At 67.0% G+C, this 25841-nt stretch carries 25 protein-coding genes and 1 tRNA gene; 9 read left to right on the top strand and 17 right to left on the bottom strand.

All coding sequences use genetic code 11. The annotated features are described in order from the left end of the window. Positions 1 to 32: 32 nt before the first annotated feature. Entirely contained in the window at positions 33 to 1055 is a 1023-nt protein-coding gene (locus tag ACFOD4_RS06050; RefSeq protein WP_379595038.1) for a bile acid:sodium symporter family protein, read from the top strand. 20 nt (positions 1056 to 1075) lie between these two features. On the opposite strand, the gene ACFOD4_RS06045 is transcribed toward ACFOD4_RS06050, so the two are convergent. The 6 genes from ACFOD4_RS06045 to ACFOD4_RS06020 form a co-directional block, all read right to left on the bottom strand. After that, positions 1076 to 2134, bottom strand: a complete 1059-nt coding sequence (locus ACFOD4_RS06045; RefSeq protein ID WP_379595037.1) for an alcohol dehydrogenase — start codon at positions 2132 to 2134, stop codon at positions 1076 to 1078. 213 nt (positions 2135 to 2347) lie between these two features. After that, complete coding sequence (locus tag ACFOD4_RS06040; protein WP_379595036.1) at positions 2348 to 3430, bottom strand: toxic anion resistance protein; 1083 nt, start codon at positions 3428 to 3430, stop codon at positions 2348 to 2350. After that, the gene (locus ACFOD4_RS06035; RefSeq protein WP_379595035.1) at positions 3427 to 4131 is read right to left on the bottom strand and encodes a hypothetical protein; all 705 of its coding nucleotides are present in this window, start codon (positions 4129 to 4131) and stop codon (positions 3427 to 3429) included. The genes ACFOD4_RS06040 and ACFOD4_RS06035 overlap by 4 nt, the downstream gene beginning before the upstream one ends. 11 nt (positions 4132 to 4142) lie before the next feature. Continuing rightward, on the bottom strand, positions 4143 to 4397 hold the full coding sequence (locus ACFOD4_RS06030) for a hypothetical protein (RefSeq protein ID WP_379595034.1): 255 nt from the start codon (positions 4395 to 4397) through the stop codon (positions 4143 to 4145). Positions 4398 to 4443: 46 nt separating this feature from the next. Then, a complete protein-coding gene (locus tag ACFOD4_RS06025; RefSeq protein WP_379595033.1) occupies positions 4444 to 6399 on the bottom strand; it encodes a PhoX family protein in 1956 nt (651 codons plus the stop codon). Positions 6400 to 6529: 130 nt separating this feature from the next. Then, the gene (locus ACFOD4_RS06020; protein ID WP_379595032.1) at positions 6530 to 7231 is read right to left on the bottom strand and encodes a GntR family transcriptional regulator; all 702 of its coding nucleotides are present in this window, start codon (positions 7229 to 7231) and stop codon (positions 6530 to 6532) included. A 49-nt stretch (positions 7232 to 7280) separates the two neighbouring features. Here ACFOD4_RS06020 and ACFOD4_RS06015 point away from each other — a divergent pair, with 49 nt between their 5' ends. Next, complete coding sequence (locus ACFOD4_RS06015) at positions 7281 to 8471, top strand: benzoate/H(+) symporter BenE family transporter (protein WP_379595031.1); 1191 nt, start codon at positions 7281 to 7283, stop codon at positions 8469 to 8471. Between the two features lie 49 nt (positions 8472 to 8520). Here ACFOD4_RS06015 and ACFOD4_RS06010 read toward each other — a convergent pair. The 8 genes from ACFOD4_RS06010 to ACFOD4_RS05975 all read right to left on the bottom strand — a co-directional run bounded on the left by ACFOD4_RS06010 (position 8521) and on the right by ACFOD4_RS05975 (position 16122). After that, positions 8521 to 8593 (bottom strand) — tRNA-His (locus ACFOD4_RS06010). Between the two features lie 101 nt (positions 8594 to 8694). After that, entirely contained in the window at positions 8695 to 8868 is a 174-nt protein-coding gene (locus ACFOD4_RS06005) for a DUF1328 domain-containing protein (protein WP_379595030.1), read from the bottom strand. A gap of 81 nt (positions 8869 to 8949) precedes the next feature. Continuing rightward, on the bottom strand, positions 8950 to 10557 hold the full coding sequence (locus ACFOD4_RS06000; RefSeq protein ID WP_379595029.1) for a cisplatin damage response ATP-dependent DNA ligase: 1608 nt from the start codon (positions 10555 to 10557) through the stop codon (positions 8950 to 8952). Then, positions 10554 to 11642: a ligase-associated DNA damage response exonuclease gene (locus ACFOD4_RS05995; protein WP_379595028.1), complete on the bottom strand. Its 1089-nt coding sequence runs from the start codon at positions 11640 to 11642 to the stop codon at positions 10554 to 10556. Before ACFOD4_RS05995 ends, ACFOD4_RS06000 begins: the two co-directional genes overlap by 4 nt. 80 nt (positions 11643 to 11722) lie before the next feature. Next, complete coding sequence (locus tag ACFOD4_RS05990) at positions 11723 to 12715, bottom strand: glycoside hydrolase family 26 protein (protein ID WP_379595027.1); 993 nt, start codon at positions 12713 to 12715, stop codon at positions 11723 to 11725. A 128-nt stretch (positions 12716 to 12843) separates the two neighbouring features. Continuing rightward, on the bottom strand, positions 12844 to 13575 hold the full coding sequence (locus ACFOD4_RS05985) for a peptidase (protein ID WP_379595026.1): 732 nt from the start codon (positions 13573 to 13575) through the stop codon (positions 12844 to 12846). A 55-nt stretch (positions 13576 to 13630) separates the two neighbouring features. Next, complete coding sequence (locus ACFOD4_RS05980) at positions 13631 to 14581, bottom strand: alpha-E domain-containing protein (RefSeq protein WP_379595025.1); 951 nt, start codon at positions 14579 to 14581, stop codon at positions 13631 to 13633. Beyond that, on the bottom strand, positions 14581 to 16122 hold the full coding sequence (locus tag ACFOD4_RS05975) for a circularly permuted type 2 ATP-grasp protein (protein ID WP_456316876.1): 1542 nt from the start codon (positions 16120 to 16122) through the stop codon (positions 14581 to 14583). The genes ACFOD4_RS05980 and ACFOD4_RS05975 overlap by 1 nt, the downstream gene beginning before the upstream one ends. Positions 16123 to 16451: 329 nt before the next feature. Here ACFOD4_RS05975 and ACFOD4_RS05970 point away from each other — a divergent pair, with 329 nt between their 5' ends. Continuing rightward, positions 16452 to 17252: a DUF1194 domain-containing protein gene (locus ACFOD4_RS05970; protein ID WP_379595024.1), complete on the top strand. Its 801-nt coding sequence runs from the start codon at positions 16452 to 16454 to the stop codon at positions 17250 to 17252. A 179-nt stretch (positions 17253 to 17431) separates the two neighbouring features. Next, positions 17432 to 17983, top strand: coding sequence for a transglycosylase SLT domain-containing protein (locus ACFOD4_RS05965; protein ID WP_379595023.1), 552 nt, complete (start codon positions 17432 to 17434; stop codon positions 17981 to 17983). 38 nt (positions 17984 to 18021) lie between these two features. Here ACFOD4_RS05965 and ACFOD4_RS05960 read toward each other — a convergent pair whose 3' ends face one another. Then, positions 18022 to 19311 carry an NCS2 family permease gene (locus ACFOD4_RS05960; RefSeq protein WP_379595022.1) on the bottom strand — a complete coding sequence of 430 codons (1290 nt, stop codon included), beginning with the start codon at positions 19309 to 19311 and terminating at the stop codon, positions 18022 to 18024. A gap of 210 nt (positions 19312 to 19521) precedes the next feature. Between ACFOD4_RS05960 and ACFOD4_RS05955 the strand changes: the two genes are divergently transcribed. The 5 genes from ACFOD4_RS05955 to ACFOD4_RS05935 all read left to right on the top strand — a co-directional run bounded on the left by ACFOD4_RS05955 (position 19522) and on the right by ACFOD4_RS05935 (position 23675). Beyond that, positions 19522 to 20364 (top strand): transporter substrate-binding domain-containing protein, encoded by an 843-nt coding sequence (locus tag ACFOD4_RS05955; protein ID WP_379595021.1) that lies wholly within the window; start codon positions 19522 to 19524, stop codon positions 20362 to 20364. 50 nt (positions 20365 to 20414) lie between these two features. After that, a complete protein-coding gene (gene ehuC, locus ACFOD4_RS05950; RefSeq protein WP_379595020.1) occupies positions 20415 to 21077 on the top strand; it encodes an ectoine/hydroxyectoine ABC transporter permease subunit EhuC in 663 nt (220 codons plus the stop codon). 10 nt (positions 21078 to 21087) lie between these two features. Beyond that, entirely contained in the window at positions 21088 to 21858 is a 771-nt protein-coding gene (locus tag ACFOD4_RS05945; protein WP_379595019.1) for an amino acid ABC transporter ATP-binding protein, read from the top strand. A gap of 3 nt (positions 21859 to 21861) precedes the next feature. Next, positions 21862 to 22995 (top strand): enolase C-terminal domain-like protein, encoded by a 1134-nt coding sequence (locus tag ACFOD4_RS05940; protein WP_379595018.1) that lies wholly within the window; start codon positions 21862 to 21864, stop codon positions 22993 to 22995. A gap of 65 nt (positions 22996 to 23060) precedes the next feature. Beyond that, on the top strand, positions 23061 to 23675 hold the full coding sequence (locus ACFOD4_RS05935; protein WP_379595017.1) for a glutathione S-transferase family protein: 615 nt from the start codon (positions 23061 to 23063) through the stop codon (positions 23673 to 23675). A 137-nt stretch (positions 23676 to 23812) separates the two neighbouring features. On the opposite strand, the gene glnA is transcribed toward ACFOD4_RS05935, so the two are convergent. Then, entirely contained in the window at positions 23813 to 25249 is a 1437-nt protein-coding gene (gene glnA / locus ACFOD4_RS05930; RefSeq protein ID WP_379595016.1) for a type I glutamate--ammonia ligase, read from the bottom strand. Positions 25250 to 25411: 162 nt separating this feature from the next. Beyond that, positions 25412 to 25750, bottom strand: coding sequence for a P-II family nitrogen regulator (locus ACFOD4_RS05925; RefSeq protein ID WP_379595015.1), 339 nt, complete (start codon positions 25748 to 25750; stop codon positions 25412 to 25414). Between the last annotated feature and the right edge of the window lie 91 nt (positions 25751 to 25841).

Below are 25841 nucleotides of genomic sequence, written 5' to 3'. Positions count from 1 at the left end.
TCTCTGCGGCATCGTTCACGCCGGATGCCGCCATGTCTTGTCTTCTCGCTCGTCTTCCGATCGACCGCTTCCTCATGCTGCTGATCGCCACGGTCGCGTTGGCCGCATTGTGGCCTGCGAATGGGGCCGGCGCCCTTTGGACCGATCGGATGGCCACTGCCGCCGTAGCGCTGCTGTTCTTTCTCTACGGCATGAGGCTCGCGCCGCGGAACATGCTGCAGGGATTGCTGCATTGGCGGCTGCAGGGCTTGGTCTTTGCCGCAACCTACCTGCTTTTCCCCGCCATCGGGCTCGGCGTGATGTGGGCCGCCGCCCCCTATCTGCCGCCCTCGCTGGCGCTCGGCATTCTATTCATCTGCGTGCTGCCTTCCACGGTCCAATCCTCCATTGCCTTCACCTCCATCGCAGGCGGCAACGTTCCGGCGGCGCTGTGTGCGGCGACCCTGTCCAACCTGGCGGGAATGGTGATCACACCGGCCCTGGTGGCGCTTCTGCTGGTGGCGGGCGGGAATGGCGGCGGCTTCAGCTTCGATGCGTTGCGGGATATCGCCCTGCATCTGCTGCTGCCCTTCGCCCTGGGTCAGGCGGTGCGGCCTTTCGTCGGCGGATTCGTGGCCCGGCACAAGGCAATCACCGGTGTGATGGATCGCGGCTCCATCCTGATCGTGGTTTACGGTGCGTTCAGCGAGGGCATGGTGACGGGGATCTGGAGCCAGATGGATGCAGGCACGATCCTGCTGGTGGTGCTGCTCGACGCCGTATTGCTGGCGTTGGTAATGCTCGGCACCTGGGCGGCGGCGCGCGCTGCCGGGCTGGCGCGGGCGGACGAAGTGGTGGCGGTGTTCTGCGGCTCCAAGAAGAGCCTGGCGAGTGGCATCCCGATGGCCAACATCCTGTTTCCCGGCCAGGTGCTGGGCATGATCGTGCTGCCGCTGATGCTGTTCCATCAGATCCAGCTCTTCGTCTGCGCGACGCTGGCCCGGCGCTATGCCATGCGCTCCGCATCAGCCCCGGCCATGGCCGAGCGGCGGGAACCCTTGCAGGCGGCGGGCTGACCCCGCCGCCTGCGCGCCCTTCAGGCCGCCGTCAGCACCACGCGGCCGCGTACCTTGCCGTCCCGCAGCCGGTTCAGCACGCTGTTCACTGCAGAGGCGGGTTCCGTGCTCACCGGCAGCGGCGACAGCTTGCCCTGCTGGGCCAGTGCGATCACCTCCTGCAGATCCTTCGGGCTCCCGACATAGCTGCCCTGGACAGTGAGGGCCTTGGTCGCCATCAGAGGCAGAGGCAGGTTCAGCTCACCGCCGAACAGTCCCACCTGGATCAGCTTGCCGCCCTTGACCAGAGCGTCAAAGGCAAAGCGCGCCGTGGCCGTGCCATTCACGAGGTCGATCACCGCCTCCACCGGCCCGCCGCAGGCACCAGTGATGCGGGCTGTGGTGTCATCGCTTCCGGCCAGCACCGTGTCGCTGGCTCCGGCTTCGCGCGCGCCGGCCAGCTTCTCGTCGGACACATCCACGACCACGATGCGCTTGTGCCCCATGGCCTTGAGGATCTCGATGGCGTTGAGCCCGAGCCCGCCGGCGCCGACGATCACAATGGGCTTGTCCGCGGGCAGCGGCATCACCTTGCGGATGGCGGAATAGACGGTGATGCCAGAGCAGGCATAGGTCGCCGCCACGGCCGGGTCGAGTCCGTCGAACGCCGCCAGGTGGCGTGGGCTACGGGCCAGAACATGCGTGGCGTAGCCGCCGTTCTGGAACACGCCGATGCTGAGTGGCTTCACCGCGCACATGTTGTCGTCGCCGGCCTGGCAGCGCTCGCACTGGCCGCACCCGAGCCAGGGAAAGACGACGCGCATGTCGCCCACCTTCACGCCCTTGGCGTCCGGTCCGAGCTTCGCGACGCGCCCGACCACCTCATGGCCCATGGCCAGCGGCAGGACGACACCGCGATCCTTCAACGACATGGTTCCACGGCTGCCCAGGTCGTAGCCGCCTTCCCAGATATGGAGGTCGGAATGGCACACCCCGCAATGGGTGACCTCGATCAGGACTTCCTCGCCCTGAGGCTCCGGCGTGGGAAACTCGATGTCCTCGAGCGGCGCTCCCGTCTCGACCACTGCCCAACCGCGCATGAACATTCCTCCTGATGACTTGTTTATGCCATCAGGGGAAACCGGGTTTTGTGAAAGGTCAAGGCGGCGGCCCCTGCAATGCGGCCGCCAAGGCGATTTCCTGTCAGATCACCCGCGGCTTGGCCATCATACGCATCCCCGCGCCGGGAGCGCGGGCGTCCACGATCTCCGGCGTAGCCGCTTCCGGCCCCCCCGGCCGGTGGGACGGAAAGGTCAGGAAGAACGGCGCCCCGGTCCGGTTCCGGCCGAGGTCAGCGCGCGCCGGATCTCGGCTTCCGCCTTGGCGAGTTCCCGCGTCGCCTGCTTGCGCGTTTCACGGCCCTCCTCGGCGATACGGAGGCTGTCCTCTAATGTCGCAACCAGGGCGGCATTGGCCTGCTGCACGGCGGCCAGGTCGAACACGCCGCGTTCCAGCTCCACCCGCGCCTCCGCATTGCCACGCCGCAGCGTCTCGGCATTGGCGGTGAGCAGACGATTGGTGAGGTCAGTCGCGGCGCGCACCGCATCGCCCGCCTCCCGCATGTTCTGGATGGCCAGCGCCTGCGCGAGCTGCGTCCGCCACAGCGGCACGGTGTTGGCCAGCACCGAATGGATCTTGGCTGCCAGCGCCTTGTCGTTCTCCTGGATCAGCCTGAGTCCTGGCAGCGACTGCATCGCCACCTGCCGGGTCAGGCGCAGATCGTGCACCCGCCGGTCAAGCTCGTCCCGTGCCGCGCGCAGGTCGCGCAGCTTTTGCGGCGCCAGGTCATTGGCCGAGTCTGCCGCTTCGCGCTCGGCAGCGGGGATGGCCTCGGCATCGGTACGGGCCAGCACCACCTCGCCGGCGGCGATGTGCTCGGCCAGTGCGTGGAACCATTCGAGCGTCGCGCCGTAGAGGCGCTCCAGCCGTTCAACATCCTCCAGCAACCGGGTGCGGTGCCCGTCCAGCCGGTCGCCCACCGTTTCGATCTGGCCGCGCACGCCTTCATAGCGCTGGATGATCGCCGTTGCCTGGGTCTGGCCACGTCCGGCCAACCGTGCCAACCGGCCCACCAAACCCGGCTTCTCCGACATCTCGGTCACGTCGAAGCCACGGAGGGTGGAGAGCAGGCCGGACAAGGCCTCCCCCGCCTCGCCCGTGGCCTGGTTGCGCGCGGCACCCAGCATGGCATCGGCGGCGGAAGCGGCGCGGCTCTGCGCCTCGGCGCCGAAGCGCAGGATGGTGGAGGGATCACGCAGGTCGATGGCGGCTGCGAGGCGGTCCACGGCCTCGCCGGCCACCGGCGTCTCGATCGTGGTATCCATCGTTCTGCTCATGCGTAGCCCTCCTCGCGCAGCCGGTCGGCCAGGACCTTGACCTGGATCTCCAGCGCTTCCTGCTCCTGGTTGCGCAGCCGCTCCCGCAGGGCCTGACTGCCGCGTGCCATGTCATCGACGAGCGGAGCCAGCCCATGGGGCGGCTCGATACCTTGGCGCAGGCGGACCTCGATGCGCTCCAGCCCATCCAGCTGCAGATTCAGGAAGCGGCGCGCATCGGTGCCGCCATCCGGGCGCAGCGCCATGTCGTTCACCAGCTCGCGCAGGCCGAACACAGCCGGCCGCAGCCGCGCATCGGCGGCTTCCAGCGCGGCGAGGCGGCTGCTTGGTCCCGCCAGCAGGTCTGGCTGCGGTGGCGGCGCCGGCTCCGCCTCGGCCGGCGGCGCATCGGTATAGAGCATCTTCGTGCCGAAGCCGGCCATCACACCGAAGAGCAGCGCACCGAACGGGGCGATGCCGCCCGCCAGTCCCCCGATCAGCGCCGTGGCGGCGCCAACCAAGAGCGCGGCCGGCCGCACCCTTCCCCGCCGCAGCCAGCGCCAGGCTAGGGCGAGCGCCCCAAGCCCCAGGGCAAGGCCGAGCATGGCGCGCTGGTCGCCGCCGAACAGGGAAATCAGCAGCGCGGCGGGTAGCGGCAGCGCGAACAGCACCAGCAGCGCGCCACGCAGGCTGCGCAGCCGTAGCGAGAACCTGTCCCGCATTTCCTTGCCGTTCACTGGAACAACCCTGCCACGGCACGGATGAACGCGACGGCGCCGACCAGCCAGAGCGACAGGCCGAGCAGCAGGAACCCGCCGATGCGGCGCCAAGCCTCGGCCACGGAGGGACCGCGATTCCACACGGCGCCCAGCGGCGACCAAGGCCCTGCCTCGCGCGGGGGGGACCAGGAGCCGGGTCCCGGCTCGGCCGGGGTTGGTGCGGCATCGCCCCGCCAGGGGCGCGGCCGCCGGGGTGAAGAGGTGTTCATGCCCTTCAGATTGCCCCGGTGCCCCCGCCAATCAAGCGATGACGCCTCAGCTGCCGATCACGCCGCCGCCCTTGCGGGTGATGGCGATGATGGAGGGGCGCGGCGGCATCCCGGCCTCGAAGTCGGGCCAGCGTGTGGAGGGATTGTCGAAAGAGCTGCCCTTGCTGTCGCCCGGATGCTGGATGGCGAGGAAGATGGTCTCGTCATCCGGGGTGAAGCAGGGGCCGCAGACCTCGGCGCCGACGGGCGCCTGGTAGAACAGGCGGGTCAGTGCGCGCCCGGCGCCGTCGGTATCGGCGGCGTAGAGCCCGTCCGCCACCTTGTGCGTGGACGGCGCGCCGTCGGTGGAGATCCAGACGCGGCCCTTGGCGTCGAAGGTGCAGTTGTCGGGGCAGGACAGCCAGCCCTCGGCACTTGTCTGCTGGTGGTACTGCGCCCCGGCATCAACGCCCGGCCGGCCCGCCAGAAGAAAGATCTCCCAGCGGCCCTCGGTCGCGGCGTGGTCCACCTTGTCCGTGCCGGCCCCGGGCGGGATCATCTCGATCACATGACCATTGGCGTTGGCCGCGCGCGGGTTGGTGCGGTCCACCTGCTCGGGCTTGCGGCGGGTGTTGTTGGTCAGCATCGCGTAGACGCGGCCATTGACCAGGTTGGGCTGCACATCCTCCGGCCGGTCCATCGGAGTGGCCTTCAGCAGGTCGGCGGCGCGGCGGGTCTCGATCAGCACATCGGCCTGGCTGTTGAAGCCATTGGCGGCGCTCAGCGGGCCCTGGCCGTGCACCAGCGGCATCCATTCCAACCGGCCATCCTCGTGGAAGCGCGCGACGAAAAGCGTTCCGTCATCCAGCAGGTCCCGATTGGCCTGGGGATTGTTGGCGTCGAAGGGACGGGCCGTGACGAATTTGTAGATGTAGTCGAAGCGCTCATCATCGCCGGAATAGAAGGCGACACGGCCGTCGGGGCAGACTGCATGGGTGCACCCCTCATGCTTGAAGCGGCCGAGGGCGGTACGCTTCACCGGCACGCTGTCCGGGTCGTGCGGATCGATCTCCACGATCCAGCCGAAGCGGTTGGGCTCGTTGGGCTCGCGGTCGAGGTTGAAGCGATCCTCGTATTGCGGCCAGGAATAGCTCGCCTTCTCGACAATGCCGTAGCGCTTATACATCGCAGCCTGGGTGCCGGTCTTGGCCGCGGCGCCGCCGAAATACTGGTTGAAGTTCTCCTCGGCGGTCAGAACCGTGCCCCAGGGCGTGTTGCCCCCGGCGCAGTTGTTCAGCGTGCCGAGCACTCGCGTCCCGGTGGCGTCGGCGCTGGTTTTCAACCGGTCGTGCCCGGCGGCGGGGCCGCTGATGCGCATGGGGGTGGAGGCTGTGATGCGGCGGTTCAGCCGGCCTTCGGCAACCGGTGCCCAACGCCCGTTGTCCCGCCGGATCTCGACCACCGACAGGCCGTGCGATGCCATCTCCACGGCCGCTTGTTCGCGCGAGGCACGCAGTCTCGAGGTTTCATCGTCGCCCATGCCGGGAAACATCAGCTGCGTGTCGGCGTATTCGTGGTTGACCACAAGCAGGCCGTGCGTGGCCGTGCGGCTGCCGCGCGGCAGCGGAAAGAAATCTACATAGTCGTTGTTGTAGCCGAATTGGGTCGCCTGGGCGGCAGCGGTTTGCGCGCGGGGGTCGAAGGCGGGAGCGTCAGGTAGCACCGCGTCACCCCAGCGAATCACCACTTGTGATTCGTAGCCCTCGGGCACCGCATCGCGCTCGCCCAGCTGGTGGGCGATCTCGCGGAACCCCAGGGTGCTTGGCGAGACGCCCTGGGCGAGTGCCCTGCTGCCGGAGGCCAGAAGCTGGTCGGACAAGGTGATTGCCGCGGCGGCGCCGAACAAGCCTCCGAGAGCGGCGCGTCGGGACAGGCGACGTTCGATCAGCTCGCCGATCGTTTCACGCGGCGCGGGGTTGCTGCCGATGTCCTCGATCTCCAGCGGCTTTGTGTGTTCAGGCATGGCAGGACTCCGCTTATCTGAGTGAGCGGCCGCAGGGGCGCAGCGCTTCAGCGCGCGAATAGGTGATTCCGGTGACGGTTTTCGGTTGATCCTGTTACGGAACGAAGACAGCTGCGGTGCTACGATCCGGTCATCCGGAGCACCGGCCCGCCCCATGCTTCTCGGCTTCCAGCAGGGAAGCCATTTCAGCTGCGGCTCCGCGAATATGGTGTTGCAGCACCGCCACCGCCGCCGCTCCATCACCCAGGCGTAGCGCCTGCAGCATGGCGCGGTGGTCGTCCTGCGCCATTCTTTCGCGGCCTCGCATGGCAAGCAAAAAGCGCAGATGCCGGTCGAACACGGCCAGTTCCTGGTCAATCAGCCGCAACAGCCGGGCATGCCCGGCCCGCGCGTAGAGCAGGCAATGGAAGCGCCGGTTCCACTCGCCGAGCCGGGCCAAGTCGTCTTCGCCTTCCATTTGCGTGATCAGATCCGCTCCGGCGTCGAGATCGCTCGGTGTGAGCCGGGGTGCGGAGAGGCGCAATGCCTCAGGCTCCAAGCCGGCCCGAATGGCGAAGCTGTCGGCGATGGCGGCCGCCGAGATCTCGGCCACCACCGTTCCCTTGTGCGGCACCGATTCGGCCAGGGCCTGCGCCTCCAGGCGCCGGAGCGCCTCACGCACAGGCATGCGGGACAATCCGAAGCGTGCAGCCAGATCTTCTTGCCGCAAGGCCAGCCCGGCGGGCAGGTGCCCTTCCAGAATGGCCGAGCGGAGTGCTGCCTCGACATGCTCGGCGGCTGTTCTGCGCGGCGTCGTCATGCCGGCCAGCCTGTCCAGCGGCGATGCAGCCATCCAAAATCCCATCGTTGATTGGATCCAATCCTAAGCTAGGCTGCGCGTCATGGCCAAGCATTCCCTGTCTGCTCCACCTCATCCCGACGTTTCCCCAGGCCTGGCGCAGCCGATTGTCGCCGGCGTGCTGGCGGCGCTGGTGGGCTTTGCTTCCTCCTTCGCCGTGGTGCTGCAGGGTTTCCTCGCCATGGGCGCCACGCCGGGGCAGGCGGCCTCTGGGCTGACGGCGCTTTGCCTGGCACAGGCCGGCTTCGGCACGTGGCTCAGCGTGAAGCGCCGGATGCCCATCGTGCTTGCGTGGTCCACACCGGGTTCGGCGCTGCTGGCTGCCACCGGACAGCCCGAAGGTGGCTTCGCGGTGGCCTGCGGCGCCTTTCTGGTGGCCGGTTTGCTGCTGCTGCTGGCGGGGCTTTGGAAGGGTTTCGGCCGCGCGGTCGCCTCGATCCCGTCGAGCCTCGCGAATGCGATGCTGGCTGGCGTGCTGCTGGAGATCTGCCTAGCACCGATGCGGGCCGTGGGTGCCATGCCGGCGCTGGCCCTCCCCGTGGTGCTGGTCTGGGCCGTCACCTGGCGCTTCGCCCGGCTTTACGCCGTGCCGGCGGCGGTGGCGGTAGCCGCGGCGCTGATCCTGCTGGCGACCCCGATCCCGGCGCTCAGCCATGTTGCGCCACATCTGGAATGGGTGATGCCGCGGCCAGAGATCGGTGCCGCCATCGGTATCGGCGTGCCATTGTTCATTGTCACCATGGCGTCGCAAAACGTGCCAGGCCTCGCGGTGCTGCATAGCCAGGGCTACAGGCCGGAGCCAGGGCCGCTTTTCGCCACAACCGGCATCGCGACCGCGGCGATCGCACCGCTTGGTGGCCATGCCGTCAATCTGGCGGCCATCACGGCGGCGCTCTGCGCCAGCTCGGACGCCCATCCGGACCGGAAGCAGCGCTGGATCGCGTCGCTCTCCGCGGCTCTCTCCTACGGCGTGCTGGGCTTGTGCAGCGCCTTTGCCGCAGCCTTCATCGCCGCTTCGCCGCCGCTGCTGATCACGGCCGTGGCGGGTCTGGCGCTGCTGGGCGCGCTGGGTGCGGCGCTGACGGCTGCACTTGCCGACGAACGACACCGGCTGGCGGCCACGCTGACCTTCGCCACCTCGGCGTCGGGGCTGGCCCTTCTAGGCATCGGCGCGGCGTTCTGGGGATTGCTGGCGGGCGCGCTGCTGATGGCGCTGGAGCGGGTCCGTCGGTGACGCAACGAGCCAGCGTATCGATCAAACGGGAAGAAGTGAGGGAAGGATGGGCGACCTACGGGACTCGAACCCGTGACATCCACGACCACAACGTGGCGCTCTACCAACTGAGCTAAGGCCGCCATACAATCCTCAGCACCATGCGGCGCCGAGGAGCCGGGAAATAATCCCCGGGCCGCCGCACGTCAACAGGGCGAATGAGGCTAGTGGCGGCCAAGGTCGCTCAGAAGGCGATCTCACCCGCCCGAAGCGCCAGCAACAGCAGCACCACAAACAACAGCAGGAAAACGGCGAACAGAATCTGGGCGACCTTGCCGGCGGCCGAGGAAATTCTGGTGAAGCCCAGCGCGCCGGCCACCACCGAGATAACCAGAAAGATCAGGGCCCATTTCAGCATGGTGGTCTCCGGCTCAGGCGTCTCGCATGGCAACGCCAGAGCCTGCGGCGGGTTCCGCCCAATCGGCCGCCAAGGCGTTGTTCAGGTGCCGCGACGATTTTCGACCATGGCCATCAGCGACTCCAGCCGGTCGGCCTCGGCGGCGGGCTTGTCGGCGCGCAGGCGGGCGATGCGGGGAAAGCGCATGGCGACACCGGATTTGTGGCGCGAGGAAAGCTGCGCGGCGTCGAACACGATCTCCATGACCAGCTCCTTCTCCACCTCCCGCACGGGGCCGAAGCGAGCCGTGGTGTGATTGCGGATCCAGCGATCCAGCCAGACCAGTTCCTGATCCGTGTAGCCGGAATAGGCCTTGCCCACCGGCACCAGTTCCTCAGCCCCGCTTGCATCGGCACGCCACAGGCCGAAGGTGTAGTCGCTATAGGTGCTCGAACGCTTGCCATGGCCGCGTTGCGCGTACATCAGCACGGCATCGACGGAAAGCGGCGCGCGCTTCCACTTCCACCACAACCCCTTGGGACGGCCAGCAATGTAAGGGGCGTCGCCGCGCTTCAGCATCAGCCCCTCGATGCCAGCGGCGCGGGCACCGTCGCGCAGTGCCGAGAGCTGCTCCATGGAGGCGAAGGCGACCTGCGGCGACAGGTCCATGCGATCCGGCTTCACGCGGGCAAACCAGTCTTCCAGCCGTTCCCGCCGTGAGTCAAATGGCAGGGCACGCAGATCCTCGCCGGCTTCAAACAGCAGGTCGTAGAGGCGCAGCCCGACCGGGTAGTCCTTGAGCATCTTGGCGCCGACCACTTTGCGGTTCAGCCGCTGCTGCAGGTCGGCGAACGGCGCCACCTCGCCATCGCGGATCACCAGGAGTTCGCCATCCACCACGGCGTGGAAATTCAAAGCCTCCAAAATCTCCGGGAAGGCGCCGGACATGTCCTCGCCGGTGCGGGTCCAGAGCCGCCGCCCGCCAGGCCCCGCGGAGGCCTGCACGCGCACGCCGTCCCACTTCCATTCGGCTCGAAAGGCGGTGTGGTCCAGCGCTGCGATGTCGGGCGCCTCCAGCGGTTGCGCCAGCATGGGAGAGCGGAACACCGGCGCGTCGCGCGGGTCGGGGCGTTCCCCCCTGCCCTCCAGCCAGGCGAAGAGCGGCAGATAGGGCGGCGGCACGCCGTGCCAGACTTCCTCGATCTCCTCGACCGGCTGCCCGGACCAGTCGGCCAGGGCCTGACGTGCCAACCGGCCGGAGGCGCCGACGCGCAAGCCACCCGTCACCAGCTTGATCAGCGCCAGCCTTCCGCCGGGGTCGAGCAGATCCAGCCATTCCGCCATCATCCCGGGGATATCGGCCTTGGCGGCGAGTTCCAGCGCCTCCACAACCTCTGCCAGATCGGGTGGCGGGCGATTGGGCCGGTGTTCCGGCTCTGGCCAGATCAGCGCCACCGTCTCGGCCAGATCACCCACATAGTCATGGCTCCAGGCCAGCAGAACGGGATCCGTACGGGAGGCCACCAGTTCCCGCACCAGGGAAGGCTTGGCCGTGCTCAGCGACAACTCCCCGGCGATGGCCGCCAGGGCCACTCCACGGTCGGGGTCGCGCTGCGTGGCGAACCAGCGTTTCAGCAGGGCCAGCTTGGCGTTGCGGCCGGGGGTAAAGACCAGGCGCTCCAGCAATTCGGCGAAGGCGGGCAGGCTCATGCCGCCTCCTCGCCTTCGGCAGTGTCAGCAGCCGGCTCGGGATCGCCGCCCTCATCCTCCTCCCGCCCGACCAGATGCAGGGCCCGGCCGCGCACCCCGCGCCCGTCCAGGGCATGGATCAGGGCCTCCTCCCGCCCGTGCGTTACCCACACTTCCGGCGCGTCGACCTCGGCGCAGGTGGCAAGCAGGTCGTCCCAGTCGGCATGGTCGCTGATCACCAGGGGCAGTTCGACGCCACGTGCCTTGGCACGCTGGCGTACCCTCATCCAGCCCGAAGCTACGGCTGTCACCGGATCGGCCAGGCGGCGCGCCCAGGGGTTGCTCTCGGCGGAGGGCGGCGCCAGCACGATCTGACCCGGCAGAACCGTCTCGCCGCGCTTTGCCGGGCGCGGCACGGGGCGCAACTCGCCCAACGCCACGCCGAAGCGTTCATAGAGCCTGCACATCGAGGCCTGCGCTCCATGCAGATAGAGCGGCCGGTCGAAGCCCGCCTCGCGCAGCGCGGCGATCACGCGCTGGCACTTGCCCAGCGCATAACACCCGACCAGATGCGCGCGATCCGGAAACAGGGCGACACTGTCCAGCAGCCGCGCGATCTCATGCCCGATTGGCGGGTGGCGGAAGACGGGGAGCGCGAAGGTGGCCTCGGTGACAAACACGTCGCAGGGGATGGGCTCGAAGGGCAAGCAAGTCGGGTCCGGCTCGCGCTTGTAGTCGCCCGAGACCACCAGACGGCTGCCCTGCCATTCCATAACCACCTGCGCCGAGCCCAACACATGACCGGCTGGAACCAGGGTGACGCGCACCCCGTTCTGCATCAGAGGCTGGTGATAGGCGATGGATTGCTGCTGAAGCCCCGCCCGGCCCTCACCCAGCCGGGCTGTCATGATGGCGAGAGTTTCCGGCGTGGCGAGCACGGCGCCATGGTCGGGCCGGGCATGGTCGGAATGGCCGTGGCTGATGATGGCGCGCGGCACCGGCCGGGCTGGATCGATGTGAAAATCGCCTGGTTCGCAATACAGCCCCTCGGGGGTGATGCGGATCCAGGTCTCAGGGTGCGGCGCGGCCATAGCGGCACAATGCATGGGCCGCGCTTTGGCTGCCTCGGGCAGCGTCGGCATTCGGCTGGCCGGGAGGGACTGCTCCTCCCGGCCTCGCTATTGCCCTAGCGTCGGATCTCCGCCGGGCCGCCCTGCGCCGGGCAGAAGGCCTGCTTGAACGCCGCCTCCGAGGCCGGCCAGCGCCCGCTGGACAGGGTGCCGGCGTAGTCGGCGTCATGGTTCCAGTAGTTGGTGTAGAGCACGTTGGGATGCTGGGCGATCCAGTCGCGCACCAGCTTGATGAAAGGCGCGGCGTTGTTGCCCTGGACCCCCCATTCCGAATAGGCCGTCGGCTTGCCCTTCTGTTTCGCCATCTCTTCGAGCCAGCGCAGCCCGACGCGGTGGTCGCGCATCTTCTCGAAGGCGCTCACCGGATCATTCCCCTCGTATTGCGGCTTCCAGTAAAAATCCATGCCGAGGATGTCGACGTAGTTGTCGCCCGGATAAGCCTTCATCACGTCCATGCGCTGGCCGTAATTGACGTTCCACTCGAAGCGGAACTTATCGGAAACGGAGCGATAGGAATCCACGATGTGGCGGAAGGTGGCGACGAAGTCGGCCTCTTTGCCCTGGGCAGCCCAGGGAAACCAGTCACCGTTCATTTCCCAGCCGATGCGGATGGGAATGGTTCCGTCCGGAAATGGCTTGGTTTGCGCCAGCAACTTGGCGGCCGAGACGTAGTAGCGATTATACTTGCCGGTAGCGGCTTCCTTGAGGCTGGAACCCCGTGGGATCATGGCGACGGACCACAGGGTCGGCTTGTTCAGCGCCTTGAACTGGTTGATGAACCAGGAGGGCCAGCCGATGCCTTCCCAGCTGGCCTGGTCGGTGAAGACCATCAGAAAGTCTACCCGGCAGCCCAGCCAGTTCTCGAACTTGCCCACCAGCGCAGGGTCGTTCGCGGCATAGGTGCTGAGTGGCGTCGCCTGCGCGGCGACCGGTGCTGCCAACAAGGGCAGCGACACCAACGGGGCAAGAAGGGAGGCAAGGAAACGGGGCGCGCGGCGTCCCCGTGGCTTGGGGTTTCGGTAGGCATGGGTCGGGGCTGCTCGGCGCATCTCGGCTCGGCCTTTCCTGCGGCAAGTGGGGTGGTGCCGGAGTAGGCCAATCCGGCGCAAAATGTGAGACGCCGCGCGCATTTTGACCTGGCTCTGCACGCGGAAGTGAGACTTGGCTTTGATCGACCCTAGAGCCAACCAGGATCCGGTATCCGGCGGTAGGAGTCCCGCAAAGCCACGGACCAGCAATCGCGCAAACCGCGGAAGTAAGCGTCGTCCTCAGTGATCCGCCTCTGCAGCCGTACATGGTGGCTGCCAGCCTGATAGACCAGCAGGTCGAGTGGCATACCGACCGTCAGGTTGGAGCGCAGCGTGCTGTCCATGCTGACCAGCACCAGCTTGACCCCGTCATCGAGGCCGGTGTCATGCTTCAGGGCCCGGTCCAGGATCGGCTTGCCGTATTTGTGCTCGCCGATCTGCAGAAAGGGCGTGTCGACCGTCGCCTCGATGAAGTTGCCGGCGGAATAGAGCAGGTAAAGCTTCATCGCCCCGCCGGCGATCTGGCCTCCCAGCAACATGGACACGGAAAACCGCACATCCTGCTTCTCCATCATCTCGCCATCGGTGTCGTAAACTGAGCGGATGGCCGCACCCACCAGCTGCGCCGCGCGAAACATGCTGCCGACGCTGCTCAGCGTGTGCACCTCGCCATCCAGCCTCACACCTTCCTGCAATCGGCTCCAAACCGCCTGGGTGATGGCAAGATTGCCGGCCGCCATCAGGCAGAGCATACGCTCGCCCGGCACCACCGCAGTGTACATCTTGGAATAGCTCGAGATGTGATCCACCCCGGCATTGGTGCGGGTATCGGCCAGCATCACCAGCCCCTGCCGCAGCCACAGACCGACGCAATAGGTCATGCAAGTCTCCCGGCCGTTCCGTCCCGACAGGGAGACTTGGCGCCGACGCCGCGCTTCAGGGCTCCCGGCCGTTCAAATAGTGCGCGGCGATTTCCTGACCCAAGGTGATGTTGTCGTCAATGACTTCGGTCAGGAAGTCGTGCAGGCCAGCTCCGATGATGCTTTCGACCCGGCCGAAGCGCAGCCGGGCGTGCAAGGCACCGGCCAGGCGGTGGCATTCGCCCCTGTCGCCGCCATTCGCGACGGCAATCTCCTGCAAGGTTGCCTCCACACGGCCGTAGCAGGCCAGCAGAGAGCGAGGCAGTTCCGGCCGCAGCAACAGCAACTCCGCCACCCGGCCGGGTTCCAGACGGGCATGATACACATGCTGGTAGGCTCTCAGGGCACCCACAGAACGCAGCACTGCCTGCCAATGCGCATAACAGGCGGCATCTTCCCCCGCATCCGGGCCGAACGAGCCGTGGCGGGCATCCAGCAGCCGCGCCGTGTTGTCGGCCCGCTCCAGGATGGTGCCGAGATGGGTGAAGCGCCAGGCGTCGTCGCGGAGCATGGTGTCGCCCACCGCGCCATTGAACAGAAGGGTGCGCGATTTCACCCATTCCAGGAATCCCGGCAGTTGGTCGCCCATGATGGCGGCCGAATCGAAGCGGCGGAACTCGATCCAAGTGTCGTTGATCGCCTCCCACATATCCACGGTCAGCGCGGTGCGGACCGAGCGGGCATTGCGACGTGCCGCCTCGATGCTGGCCGCGATGCCAGAAGAGTTGGCAAGGTCGAGCGTCAGCCACCGGACGGATTCAGCCTGGGCCATGGCGGAATGACGTTCACGGAATTCCGACTCGCAGCCCGCTACCACCATCAGTGCGCGCCATTCTCCCTCGGCGGCACCGTGCGATTCGGCCATCAGCGCCATGCGTAGCGTGGCGCCAAGGCCGCGCGCCACATTGCCCGCCCGCTCCGAATAGCGGCCCAGCCAGAACAGGCTGTCCGCGGTGCGCGACAGCATCAGCGCGCCTCCTGCCCGGCGGCGTCGTCCGGCGGAGCGGCACCCGGATCGGCAAGCGATTGCGTCATGCCGCCCAGGCTCTGCACCATGCCGCCCGGTCCCTGCGACTGGAAGGCTCCCTCATCCAGAACCCATGTATCCTTGGTGCCGCCGCCCTGGCTGGAATTCACCACCAACGAGCCTTCCCGCAGCGCCACCCGGGTGAGCCCGCCCGGCACCATGCGGATGCGGCGGCCGAACAGGATGAAGGGTCGCAGATCGACATGGCGCGGCTGGATGCCGGCTTCGCAAAGGGTGGGCACGGTGGAGAGCGCCAGGGTCGGCTGCGCGATGTAGTCTCCCGGCCGGGCAGCAATGCGGGTGGCGAAATCGGCCCGTTGCGCTTCCGTCGCATGCGGCCCCACCAGCATTCCATAGCCTCCGGAGCCCCGCGCAAGCTTCACAACAAGCTTGTCCAAATTAGCCAGAACATAGTCCCGGTCCGCCTCCCCTTCGCACATAAAGGTCGGCACATTGGCCAGGATCGGCTCCTCCTTGAGGTAGAAGCGGACCATTTCGGGCACATAAGGGTAGATGCCTTTGTCATCGGCAATCCCGGCGCCCGGTGCGTTGGCCAGGGTGACGTTGCCTGCGCGGTATGCCTCCATCAGCCCGGCGACGCCCAGAGCGCTGTCGGGCCGGAAGGCCTGAGGGTCCAGGTAATCGTCGTCGATGCGGCGATAGATGACGTCCACCCGCCGGGGTCCGGCGGTTGTGCGCATGAACACCACCTTGTCGCGCACGAACAGGTCCGCGCCCTCGACCAGCTCGACGCCCATCTCGTCGGCCAGAAAGGAATGCTCGTAATAGGCACTGTTGTAGGAGCCCGGCGTCAGCACCACCACCCGCGGATCGCCCTGACACGCGGGCGGCGCCAGGCTCTTCAGCGTTTCCAGCAATTCCTCGGGGTAGTGGGACACGGGCGCCACGCGGTGGCGGGAGAAGATCTCGGGGAAGAGACGGAACATCGCCTCCCGGTTCTCCAGCATATAGGAGACGCCTGAAGGGGTGCGGCAATTATCCTCCAGCACATAGAACTGGTCCGGCCCGGTACGCACCAGGTCGATGCCGGAGATCACCGTGTAGACGCCGCCCGGCGGGGTGAAACCCGCCATCTGCGGCAGATAGCCTTCGTTCTGCAACACCAACTCGGCCGGAATGCGGCCCGCCTTGATGATCTCCTGCGGTCCGTAAACATCGGCAAGAAAAGCGTTCAGCGCCCGCACCCGCTGCTCCAGCCCACGCGACAAACGGTCCCACTCGGAGCGCGACAGGATGCGCGGAATCACGTCGAAGGGGATCAGCCGCTCGGGATCGCCACCCTCTGTGTAGACGGCAAAGGTGACGCCGATGCGGCGGAACAGCACCTCCGCTTCCCGCCGCTTCTGTTCCAGCGCGGGCTGACCGGCCGCTTCGAGAAATCGGGCCATCTCCTCGTAGGGAGGGCGGATGCCGCCATCGGCATGCATCTCGTCGAAAGCGGGGGTGGTGCGTTCGGGCACGTTCGTTCCGGCGTCCTCATGAAAGATCACGCAAGGATCAGGCAATGGCCCCTCGCGGATCGGGCCCTCTGGAAGTCTCTTGCGAGTTGAACGCGCGTAACCTCTCCGCGCAAGCTGCCTTCACGCGAGATTTCACCCCGCTTTGGCCTTAACGACCCTGGCCTGCCCAACGCAGCGGCATGCGTGCATCCGGCGACGGCGTTGCCGGCCTCGGCAAAGGGGCACCAAGGGGCCGGAAGCTGGGACCCACCGCCTTGCGGGGCCAACGACCTGGACCCAAACTTCTTCCAGTGCCGTGTTTCGCCGGTGCCACCCTCGGGAGCGACAGGATGCTGCGACGTCCCCTACTCGGCGCCGCCATGCTCGGCCTAAGCGCGCCGCCAGTCCGTTCCGCCACCGCTGCGGATCAGGTCGATGTTGCACTTGTTCTGGCAGTGGATGCTTCGGGCAGCATTGCCGAGGCGGAGTTCAAGCTGCAGCGCGAGGGCTGTGCCGAAGCGGTGACACACCCGGCCGTTCTGGCCGCCATCACGGGCGGCCCGCTGGGCGGCGTCGCCTTGGCCATGGTGGAATGGGGCGCGCCGGGCGGCGCGGTGACAGTGGTGCCCTGGCGCACGGTCCGCGACGCTGCCTCCGCGGGGAAGTTGGCCGCGGCCTTTCGCGAAGCGCCACGGTCGCTGCAGAGTTACAACGCGATCGGCGACGCCATCGATCATGCCGTGGCGGAGATTGCCGGCTGCCCCTTCGAGGCGATGCGCGGCGTCATCGATCTTTCCGGCGATGCCGGCGACATGCGCAGCCGCCGCCCGGCCGCCGTGGCGCGCGACGCCGCGGTGGCGCAGGGGCTCACCATCAATGCGCTGGCGATCGAGAATGCCTACCGACCCGGCCTGGCCGCGCAGTACGAGGCGGAGGTGATCGGTGGGCCGGGCTGCTTCGTTGTCACCGCGGCAGGGCGGGAGGATTTCGCCCGCGCCATGAGGGTCAAGCTGGTGCGCGAGATCGCCGGCGTGCGGCGGCACCTGCCTGAGCAAGCGCTCTTAGCCTTCCGTAGACATTCGTCTGAAAAGCTGAGCTCTTTGCGATTGAGGTTCCCCTGGCATGCGCGCCATGGTAGCGAGAAGGGATGACGTCCGCGATCCGCAGGACGGCGCTTGCGCGCCGCCCAAGCCCCGCGGCGTTCCACTGCCATGAGGCAAGGAGCGCCTTACCGCCTCGCCCGAGAGGCAACACCGCTTTCCCCCGTAGGATCCCACATCAGTGGCTGACGGGTTTAACAATGGGTGTCGCCCTGCTTTGCGCACCTCTGATGCTGAGCCGCCCCGCGGAAGCCGGGCCCCGTTCGGCATGCCTCGATGCCGTCCGTGCGGCTGAGGCGAAGTACGACTTGCCTGATGGCCTGCTGGTGGCCGTGGCATTGGCCGAATCCGGCCTGCATGCTCACGCGCTGAACATCGGCGGTCAGGCCTACTATCCCGATTCACGGGCTGAAGCCCGGGCGCTGCTGGCCCGGTCCTCGGCCGGGGAATCGGTCATGGCCGGCTGCGTCCAGGTGAATGCCAAAGTGCACGCACGCAATGGCAGCGACTGGCCACTTGATCCCCGACGCGCCGCGGATTGGGCGGCGCGCTACCTGCGCGGGCATTACGAGGCCGCGGGCGACTGGGCCGCGGCGGTCCGGCGCTGGAATGGCGCGGGGTCCAAGGACAACAAGCTGGTCTGCCGCGTGGAGGCCAAGCTGCAGGCGGTAAGCCCTGGCAGCAGCGCACTCGGTGATCCGCGGTGCGGCAGCCAGAACCAGATGGCGCGCGAGCGGCGCAACGGCGAAGCGCTACTGGAACTGGCCGAGGCGCCCGGCTGAACGATGGTTGGGCTGGAGCATGCCGCTCCGGCCCAACATTATCCCTGAAGTGAGAACTTAAGCGCGGACGCCGCCGCGATCAGCCAGACGGCCCCGCCGACCTGCGCCCCCTTTCCCGCCACCAGCTTGATCAGCGCGTAGCTGATGAAGCCGAGGCCGATGCCGGTGGCGATCGAGAAGGTGAAGGGCATGGACAGCGCGGTGATCGCGGCCGGCATGAATTCGGTGGCGTCGTCCCAGTCGATGTCCCGCAGCCCTTGCGTCATCAGGCAGGCCACCAGCAGCAGCGCCGGCGCCGTGGCGAAGGCGGGGATCGAGGTCGCCAAGGGCGCCAGGAACAGCGTCAGCAGGAACAGCGCCGAAACGGTCAGCGCCGTGAGGCCGGTGCGGCCGCCTGCCTGGACCCCCGCCGCACTCTCGATGTAGGACACGGTGGTCGAGGTGCCGAGTGCCGCGCCGATCATCGCGCCGCCGGAATCGGCCATCAGCGCCCGTCCAAGCCGCGGCACCGAGCCATCCTTGCGCATCAGCCCGGCGCGGTGCGTTGTCGCGATCAACGTGCCGGCATTGTCGAGAAGATCGACGATAAAGAATGTGAAGACGATGCCCACCAAGCCGAGCCCCAGAGCTCCGGCCAGGTCCATCTGCAGGAAGGTGGGTGCCAGGGAAGGCGGCAGGGAAAAAATGCCATTGAACTGGGTCAGTCCGAAAGGAAGGCCCAGCAGCGCCGTCACCAGGATTCCGATGACGATGCCTCCGGTGACGCCCCGTGCCACCAAGCCGGCCGTCAACACGAAGCCCGCACAGGAGATCAGCGTCGCAGCCTCGCCCAGCGGGCCCAGGCTCACCAGCGTGGCCGGGTTGTCCACCACAAGCCCCATGCCGCGCAAGCCGATCAGGCCCAGAAAGAACCCGATGCCTGCGGCAATTCCCAGCTTCAGCGAGATGGGAATGCTGTTGATGAGCCACTCGCGGAAGCCGGCCAGCGAAACGGCAAAGAAGATGATGCCCGACAGGAACACCGCGCCCAGTGCCACCTGCCATGGCACGCCCATGGCGCCGACCACGGCAAAGGCGAAGTAGGCGTTCAGCCCCATGCCCGGCGCCAGCGCGATGGGATAATTGGCCAGCAGCCCCATCAGCGCGGAGCCGATGGCGGCGGCGAGGCAGGTGGCCACGAAGGCCGCGCCATGGTCGATGCCGGCGGCAGCCATGATGCCGGGGTTGACCACGACGATGTAGGCCATGGTCAGAAAAGTCGCGAGGCCGGCCAGCACCTCGCGGCGCGGGGTTGTTCCGCGCTCGGCGAGGCCGAAGAAACGTTCCAAGGCACCATCTCCCTGCTGTGGCCCAAGAATGAGGCAATAGGCATGCCAGTACGAGGCAGAGCTTGTCCCAGATTTGTTATTCGCCGGCCAGGTGCTCTCCCACCCGGCCCCGAGCCGGTCTAAAGAAGGTCGAGAAGCCGCAACGCCGCACACCCGCGAGCCCCCGGCCTACCAGAAGGCGCGATCTGCGCAGATCAGGAGACCAGACGAATGGTGTCACGCCGCATGATGGGAACCGCCGCCGGCCTCGCCCTGGCCGTGGTGGGCTCGGCCTCCTTGGGCGCGGGCCCTGCCGCCGCACAGGCCGGCGAGACGACTTTCGACCGCATCCGCCGCACCAAGAAGCTGCGCAGCGCGGCGGTCATCGGCGCCGCGCCCTATTACCACAAGGACCTCGCCAGCGGGCAGTGGCGCGGCTTCTACATCGACATGCTGCGGATGCTGGCGGAAGAGCTGGAGGCCGAGCTGGAGCTGGCTGAGACGACCTGGGGCAACGCGGTACTCGACCTGCAGTCCAACAAGATCGACATCTTCTTCGGGCTGAACCCGACGCCGAAGCGCGCCCTCGTCGTGGATTTCTCCGTTCCCTGCTTCAACAACGCCTTTTCCTTCCTGGCCAAGAGCGGCTTCCAGGCCAAGACCTGGGACGAGCTGAACAAGCCGGAAGTCAAGATCGCCGTCGATACCGGCTCCTCGCAGGATCAGGTCGTGACGCGGCTGCTGCCCAAGGCCAGTGTGTCGCGCTTCAAGAGCGCGGACGAGGCAACCATGGCGGTGCAGTCCGGCCGGGTGAACGCGCAATGCCTGGTGATGATGCTGTCGCTGGCGGCGAAGAAGAAGATCCCCGGCATGGACGTGTTCGTGCCGAGCCCGGTCTTCGCCACCACCTCCAATGCAGGGTTCCGCCGCGAGGCCGACAAGACCTGGCGCGACTACGTCAACACCTGGATCGAGTTCAACAAGGGCCTGGGCGCGGTACGCTCCGCCATCGTGTCCAACATGGACCTCGTTGGCATCACCGAGGCCGATTTCCCGCCGGGCATCACGCTCTGACTTGAACGGGCGCGCTGCCAAGACAGCGCGTCCCCTTCCGGACTCTACGCATGTACCAATGGGATTTCGGCATCCTCTGGGGATACCGCTTTCTGTTCCTGAACGGGCTCTGGGTCACGCTGGCGTTCACCGTCGCCATCGTGGTGCTGGGGCTGGGCGTGGGGCTGCTGGCCGGGCTGATGCGCCTGTCGCGCTTCGCGCCGCTGCGCTGGCTGTCCCAAGGCTATGTCGAGGTGTTCCGCTGCACGCCGATCCTGGTGCAGCTGGTCTGGTTCTACTACGCCCTGCCGATCCTGGCCGGCATCGAGATGACGGCGACCACCGCGGCCGTGCTGGCCCTTTCCCTTTATGGCGGCTCGTTCTACGCGGAGATCATCCGCGGCGGCATCAACTCCATCGAGGCCGGGCAGAGCGAGGCGGCGCTGGCGCTGGGCATGACGCCTGCGCAATCCATGCGCCGCATCGTGCTGCCGCAGGCGCTGAAGCGCATGGTTCCGCCGTTGATGAACCAGTCGATCATCCAGCTCAAGAACACCTCGCTGGTCTCGGTGCTGGCTGTCCCGGATCTGCTCTACCAGGGGCAGGCGGCGGCGCATGACAGCTACCGACCGCTGGAGATCTACAGCCTCATCGCGGTGATCTACTTCGTTGTGCTGTTCCCGCTGACCCTGCTGGTCGGGCGGCTGGAACGCCGGCTGGCTCGCGCGGATTGAGGAGGCGGCGATGAGCGAAGCAATGATCGAGGTCGCTGCCCTGCAGAAGCGCTTCGGCGACAACACGGTGCTGCGCAGTGTCGACATGAAGGTCGGGCGTGGCGAGGTGGTAGCGTTGATCGGTCCGTCGGGATCCGGAAAGTCGACGTTGCTGCGATGCCTGAACCTGCTGGTGGTGCCGGATGGTGGTGCCGTGCGCATGGGCGAGCGGCGCTTCACCTTTGGCGGCGGCGCTGCTCTGCCCGGCACCCAGGCACTGGCGAAGTTCCGCGCCGCGACCGGCATGGTGTTCCAGCAATTCAACCTGTTCCCGCACAAGACCGCGCTGGAGAACGTCATGGAAGGGCCCGTCGTGGTCCGCCGCATGGCAAGGGGCGAGGCGGAGACGCTGGCGCGCGAATTGCTCGGCAAGGTCGGGCTGTCGGACAAGGCGGACCAGTATCCTTCGCGCCTTTCGGGTGGGCAGAAGCAGCGCGTGGCCATCGCCCGCGCCCTCGCCATGCAGCCCGAGGTGATGCTGTTCGACGAGGCGACCAGCGCCCTCGACCCCGAACTGGTTGGCGAAGTGCTGGCCGTGATGCAAGCCCTCGCCGCAGAGGGCATGACCATGGTGATCGTGACGCACGAGGTGGCCTTCGCCCGCGATGTTGCCGACCGCGTCGTGTTCCTGCGCGACGGCATCATCATCGAGGACGGACCGGCGCGGCAGGTGATCGATGCGCCGCGCGAGGAGGCAACGCGTGCCTTCCTTTCCCACTTCCATCGCCAGCGGGAATCCTGAGCCGTGACAGAAGGCCCCATCCTCGACCGCATGCGCCTGTTCCTGGTCGAGAGCCCGATCAAGATGGCCCGTGCCCAGGGCGTCGGCTCTGTCAGGGGCAGCGTCAAGCGCGTGCTGATCGAGCTTTCCACGCGCTGCGGCGTCACCGGCTGGGGCGAGGCCGCACCTTGGGAGGTCTTCACCAACACGCCGGAAAGCGCCTTCTCGGCGCTGGATCTTTATCTTCGCCCTGTCGTGATCGGCCATCCGGCGCGGCATGTGCGCGCGCTCATGGCGAAGCTGGACCGTACCGTGACGGGTTGCACCGATGCCAAGGCGGGCATCGAGATGGCCGTGCTCGACATCCTGGGCCAGTCGCAAGGGGTGTCGGTGGCAGACCTGCTGGGCGGGCGGGTGCGCGAAAGCATCCCCCTTTCCTTCTCCATTGCCGACCCGGATTTCGCCGCCGACCTCGCGCGCATGCACGCCATGGTTCCAGCGGGCAACCGGCTGTTCAAGGTGAAGACCGGCGTGAAGCCACATGCCGAGGACATGGCGCATCTCGAGGCGATCCGCGATGCCTTTGGCGATACGGTTGACCTCCGGCTCGACTACAACCAAGCGCTGGAGCCGTTCCGCGCCATGACGGTGCTGCGCGAAGTCGACCGCTTCCGCCCCACCTTTATCGAGCAGCCCGTGCCGCGAAGGCATCTGGACGCCATGGCCGGCTTCGCCCAGGCGCTGGACACGCCCATCCTGGCCGATGAAAGCTGCTTCGACGCAACAGACCTGCTGGAAGTGGTGCGGCGCCAAGCCGCCGATGCCATCAGCGTCAAGCTGATGAAATGCGGCGGCATGCTGAAGGCACAGGCAATGATGGCGATTGCTGATACAGCCGGCCTGCCGGGCTATGGCGGCACGTTGTGGGAAGGCGGGATCGCGCTGGCTGCCGGCACGCAGCTGATTGCCGCGTCGGCGGGCATCTCTTTAGGCTGCGAGTTCTACATGCCGCACCATGTGCTGACCGAAGACGTGCTGGAAGAGCGCATCCCGCATGAGAATGGCGCGGTGATCGTGCCCAAAGCACCGGGCCTCGGCATCCGCGTCAGCGAGCACTCACTGAAGCACGGGGCGAAGCATCTGGCCACGGCCGGGTAAACGCCACGCTTGTTCCCTCCCCTCGCTCCCCGGCAAGCTGCTGCGCCTGGAATGAGGAAGAGGCCATGACCATCATCCTGCATCACCTGGAGCGCTCACGCTCGCTCCGGGTGCTCTGGCTCCTGAAGGAGTTGGACCTCCCGCATGTGATCCGCCGCTACAAGCGCGACCCGGTGACCAGGCTGGCACCGGCCGAGTTGAAGCAGGTTCATCCGCTGGGCAAAGCGCCCGTCATCACGGTGGATGGCCTGTGCATCGCGGAGAGCGGCGCCATCGCCGAGTTCCTGGTGGATCGGGCCGGTGGCCAGCTTGGCGCGCCGGCCGTGCCGGGCGAGCGGCTGCTGTACCGGCAGTTCCTGCACTACGCCGAGGGCTCGCTGATGCCGGCCCTGCTGAACATCCTGGTGCTGCGGCAGTTGGGTGAGGCCGGCGCACCGGCGATGCCGCAGCGCCAGGCCATGCTGGACAACCATCTCGACTGGCTGGAGAACGAGCTGTCCGTCCGGGACTGGTTCGCGGGGCGCGAATTCACCGCCGCCGACGTGTTGATGAGCTTTCCACTGGAAGTCTCGACGCAGATCGGAGGACTCGACGCGGCAAGGCCGGGGCTGTGGAACTGGCTGCACCGTATTCATGCCAGGCCGGCCTATCAGGCAGCCTCAGCAGAGGCCGCGGACTGAGAATCGGGTCCTCCCGTTTAACCAGACGCCGGAGCCGCCGATGCCCGAGGAGTCGCCGCCGGTGGCGGGCACCGGATGGTCCAAAACAAAACGCCCCGCCTGGGGCGGGGCGTCCTGTCCGGCTGATCGCGGGGCGATCAGACCGAGTAGTACATCTCGAACTCGACCGGGTGCGGCGTGTGCTCGAAACGGTACACGTCCTGCCACTTCAGCTCGATGTAGCTCTCGATCTGGTCCTTCGAGAACACGTCGCCGGCCAGCAGGAACTCGTGGTCGGCGGCCAGCGCCTCGAGCGCTTCGCGCAGCGAGCCACACACCGTCGGAATGCCCTTCAGCTCCTCCGGCGGCAGGTCGTACAGATCCTTGTCCATGGCTTCGCCCGGGTGGATCTTGTTCTTGATGCCGTCAAGGCCGGCCATCAGCATCGCGGCGAAGGCCAGGTAGGGGTTGGCCGTCGGGTCCGGGAAGCGGACCTCGACGCGCTTGGCCTTCGGGTTCGTCGCATACGGGATGCGGCAGGAGGCCGAGCGGTTGCGGGCAGAATAGGCCAGCAGCACCGGTGCCTCGAAGCCCGGGATCAGGCGCTTGTAGGAATTGGTGGAAGGGTTGGTGAAGGCGTTCAGCGCCTTGGCGTGCTTGATGATGCCGCCGATGTAGTACAGCGCCTCGTTCGACAGGTCGGCGTAGCCGTTGCCGGCGAAGACCGGCTTGCCGCCCTTCCAGATCGACTGGTGAACATGCATGCCCGAGCCGTTGTCGCCGTAGATCGGCTTCGGCATGAAGGTCGCGGTCTTGCCGTAGCTGTGCGCGACGTTGTGGATCACGTACTTGTAGATCTGCATGTGGTCGGCATGCTGCACCAGGGGCCCGAAGCGGGTGCCCAGCTCGTGCTGCGACTGCGCCACCTCGTGATGGTGCTTCTCGCCGGCCACGCCCATCTCGATCATGGTGGACAGCATCTCGGCGCGCAGGTCGACTTCGCTGTCGACCGGGTTCACCGGGAAATAGCCGCCCTTGACCACCGGGCGGTGGCCCATGTTGCCCTCGGGGTAGTCCTTCAGGCTGGAGCCCGGACCCTCGATGCTGTCGAGCTGATAGATGCCGTAATTGCCGCCCGTGCCGAACTTCACGTTGTCGAAGATGAAGAACTCGGCCTCAGCGCCGAACAGCGCGGCATCACCGATGCCGGTGGAAGCGACATAGGCCTCGGCCTTCTTGGCCGTGGAGCGCGGGTCGCGCGAATAAGATTGGCCCGTCGAAGGCTCGATGATGTCGCAGATCAGGATCAGCTGCGGCTTGGCGGCGAACGGGTCCATGCAGGCCGTGTCAGCATCCGGCATCAGGATCATGTCGGACTCGTTGATCGCCTTCCAGCCGGCGATCGAGGAGCCGTCGAACATGATGCCGTCCGTGAACATCTCCTCCTCGATGGTGGAGACATGCTGGGCGGTGTGGTGCCACTTGCCTTTCGGGTCGGTGAAGCGGAAATCAACGTACTCGACGCTGTTCTCCTTGATCATCTCCATGACCTTGGCAACGGCGCCTGATTCAGCGGCTGCGGGCTTCTTCGCCATCGTGCTGTCCTGTTTCCCTAATCAACGCTCAAACCACTTCGCGGCCCCGGTCAGTGCCGGAACCACGTCGGCATATCGCTGGCGCTGGCCAGACCATTCGCCGGGTCGTCCTCATGCACGCAGCGCGCCGGAGGCGACTGCGGCAGAAATTTTCTTTGGAGCTCAGACGGCGTCCTCGCCACGCTCCCCGGTACGGATGCGGATCACTTCCTGCACGTCGGAGATGAAGATCTTGCCATCGCCGATGCGGCCCGTGCGGGCGGCGTTCTGGATCGCTTCCACGGCACGCTCGGCCAGATCGTCGGCGCAGACCACCTCGATCTTCACCTTGGGCAGGAAGTCGACCACGTACTCGGCGCCGCGGTACAGCTCGGTATGGCCCTTCTGCCGGCCGAAGCCCTTGGCCTCCAGAACTGTCAGGCCCTGAAGCCCGATCTCGTGCAGCGCGTCCTTCACCTCATCGAGCTTGAAGGGCTTGATGATCGCCTCGATCTTCTTCATCGGCTCCGTTCACGGTTGCGACCCGGGGCGGCGGGGACCGACGCGGATCACAGACCGTCCTTCCATCCTCCCGGGTTTTCCGCCCACGCCT

The organism is Teichococcus globiformis (assembly GCF_042646265.1).
Taxonomy (GTDB): domain Bacteria; phylum Pseudomonadota; class Alphaproteobacteria; order Acetobacterales; family Acetobacteraceae; genus Pseudoroseomonas; species Pseudoroseomonas globiformis.
Note: the sequence above shows the minus strand (reverse complement) of the source record. Positions and strands in the feature narration are given on the sequence as shown.

Coding starts and splice junctions, on each gene's coding strand:
- ACFOD4_RS06015 (WP_379595031.1), top strand. CDS start 7,281: ATGGCCAAGCATTCCCTGTCTGCTCCACCTCATCCCGACGTTTCCCCA.
- ACFOD4_RS05980 (WP_379595025.1), bottom strand. CDS start 14,581: ATGCTGTCGCGCACCGCGGACAGCCTGTTCTGGCTGGGCCGCTATTCG.
- ehuC (WP_379595020.1), top strand. CDS start 20,415: ATGTACCAATGGGATTTCGGCATCCTCTGGGGATACCGCTTTCTGTTC.
- ACFOD4_RS05925 (WP_379595015.1), bottom strand. CDS start 25,750: ATGAAGAAGATCGAGGCGATCATCAAGCCCTTCAAGCTCGATGAGGTG.
- ACFOD4_RS06000 (WP_379595029.1), bottom strand. CDS start 10,557: ATGAGCCTGCCCGCCTTCGCCGAATTGCTGGAGCGCCTGGTCTTTACC.
- ACFOD4_RS05955 (WP_379595021.1), top strand. CDS start 19,522: ATGGTGTCACGCCGCATGATGGGAACCGCCGCCGGCCTCGCCCTGGCC.
- ACFOD4_RS06035 (WP_379595035.1), bottom strand. CDS start 4,131: ATGCGGGACAGGTTCTCGCTACGGCTGCGCAGCCTGCGTGGCGCGCTG.
- ACFOD4_RS06005 (WP_379595030.1), bottom strand. CDS start 8,868: ATGCTGAAATGGGCCCTGATCTTTCTGGTTATCTCGGTGGTGGCCGGC.
- ACFOD4_RS05985 (WP_379595026.1), bottom strand. CDS start 13,575: ATGACCTATTGCGTCGGTCTGTGGCTGCGGCAGGGGCTGGTGATGCTG.
- glnA (WP_379595016.1), bottom strand. CDS start 25,249: ATGGCGAAGAAGCCCGCAGCCGCTGAATCAGGCGCCGTTGCCAAGGTC.
- ACFOD4_RS06030 (WP_379595034.1), bottom strand. CDS start 4,397: ATGAACACCTCTTCACCCCGGCGGCCGCGCCCCTGGCGGGGCGATGCC.
- ACFOD4_RS06050 (WP_379595038.1), top strand. CDS start 33: ATGTCTTGTCTTCTCGCTCGTCTTCCGATCGACCGCTTCCTCATGCTG.
- ACFOD4_RS06025 (WP_379595033.1), bottom strand. CDS start 6,399: ATGCCTGAACACACAAAGCCGCTGGAGATCGAGGACATCGGCAGCAAC.
- ACFOD4_RS05990 (WP_379595027.1), bottom strand. CDS start 12,715: ATGCGCCGAGCAGCCCCGACCCATGCCTACCGAAACCCCAAGCCACGG.
- ACFOD4_RS06020 (WP_379595032.1), bottom strand. CDS start 7,231: ATGGCTGCATCGCCGCTGGACAGGCTGGCCGGCATGACGACGCCGCGC.
- ACFOD4_RS05965 (WP_379595023.1), top strand. CDS start 17,432: ATGCTGAGCCGCCCCGCGGAAGCCGGGCCCCGTTCGGCATGCCTCGAT.
- ACFOD4_RS05945 (WP_379595019.1), top strand. CDS start 21,088: ATGAGCGAAGCAATGATCGAGGTCGCTGCCCTGCAGAAGCGCTTCGGC.
- ACFOD4_RS06040 (WP_379595036.1), bottom strand. CDS start 3,430: ATGAGCAGAACGATGGATACCACGATCGAGACGCCGGTGGCCGGCGAG.
- ACFOD4_RS06045 (WP_379595037.1), bottom strand. CDS start 2,134: ATGCGCGGTTGGGCAGTGGTCGAGACGGGAGCGCCGCTCGAGGACATC.
- ACFOD4_RS05935 (WP_379595017.1), top strand. CDS start 23,061: ATGACCATCATCCTGCATCACCTGGAGCGCTCACGCTCGCTCCGGGTG.
- ACFOD4_RS05995 (WP_379595028.1), bottom strand. CDS start 11,642: ATGCATTGTGCCGCTATGGCCGCGCCGCACCCTGAGACCTGGATCCGC.
- ACFOD4_RS05970 (WP_379595024.1), top strand. CDS start 16,452: ATGCTGCGACGTCCCCTACTCGGCGCCGCCATGCTCGGCCTAAGCGCG.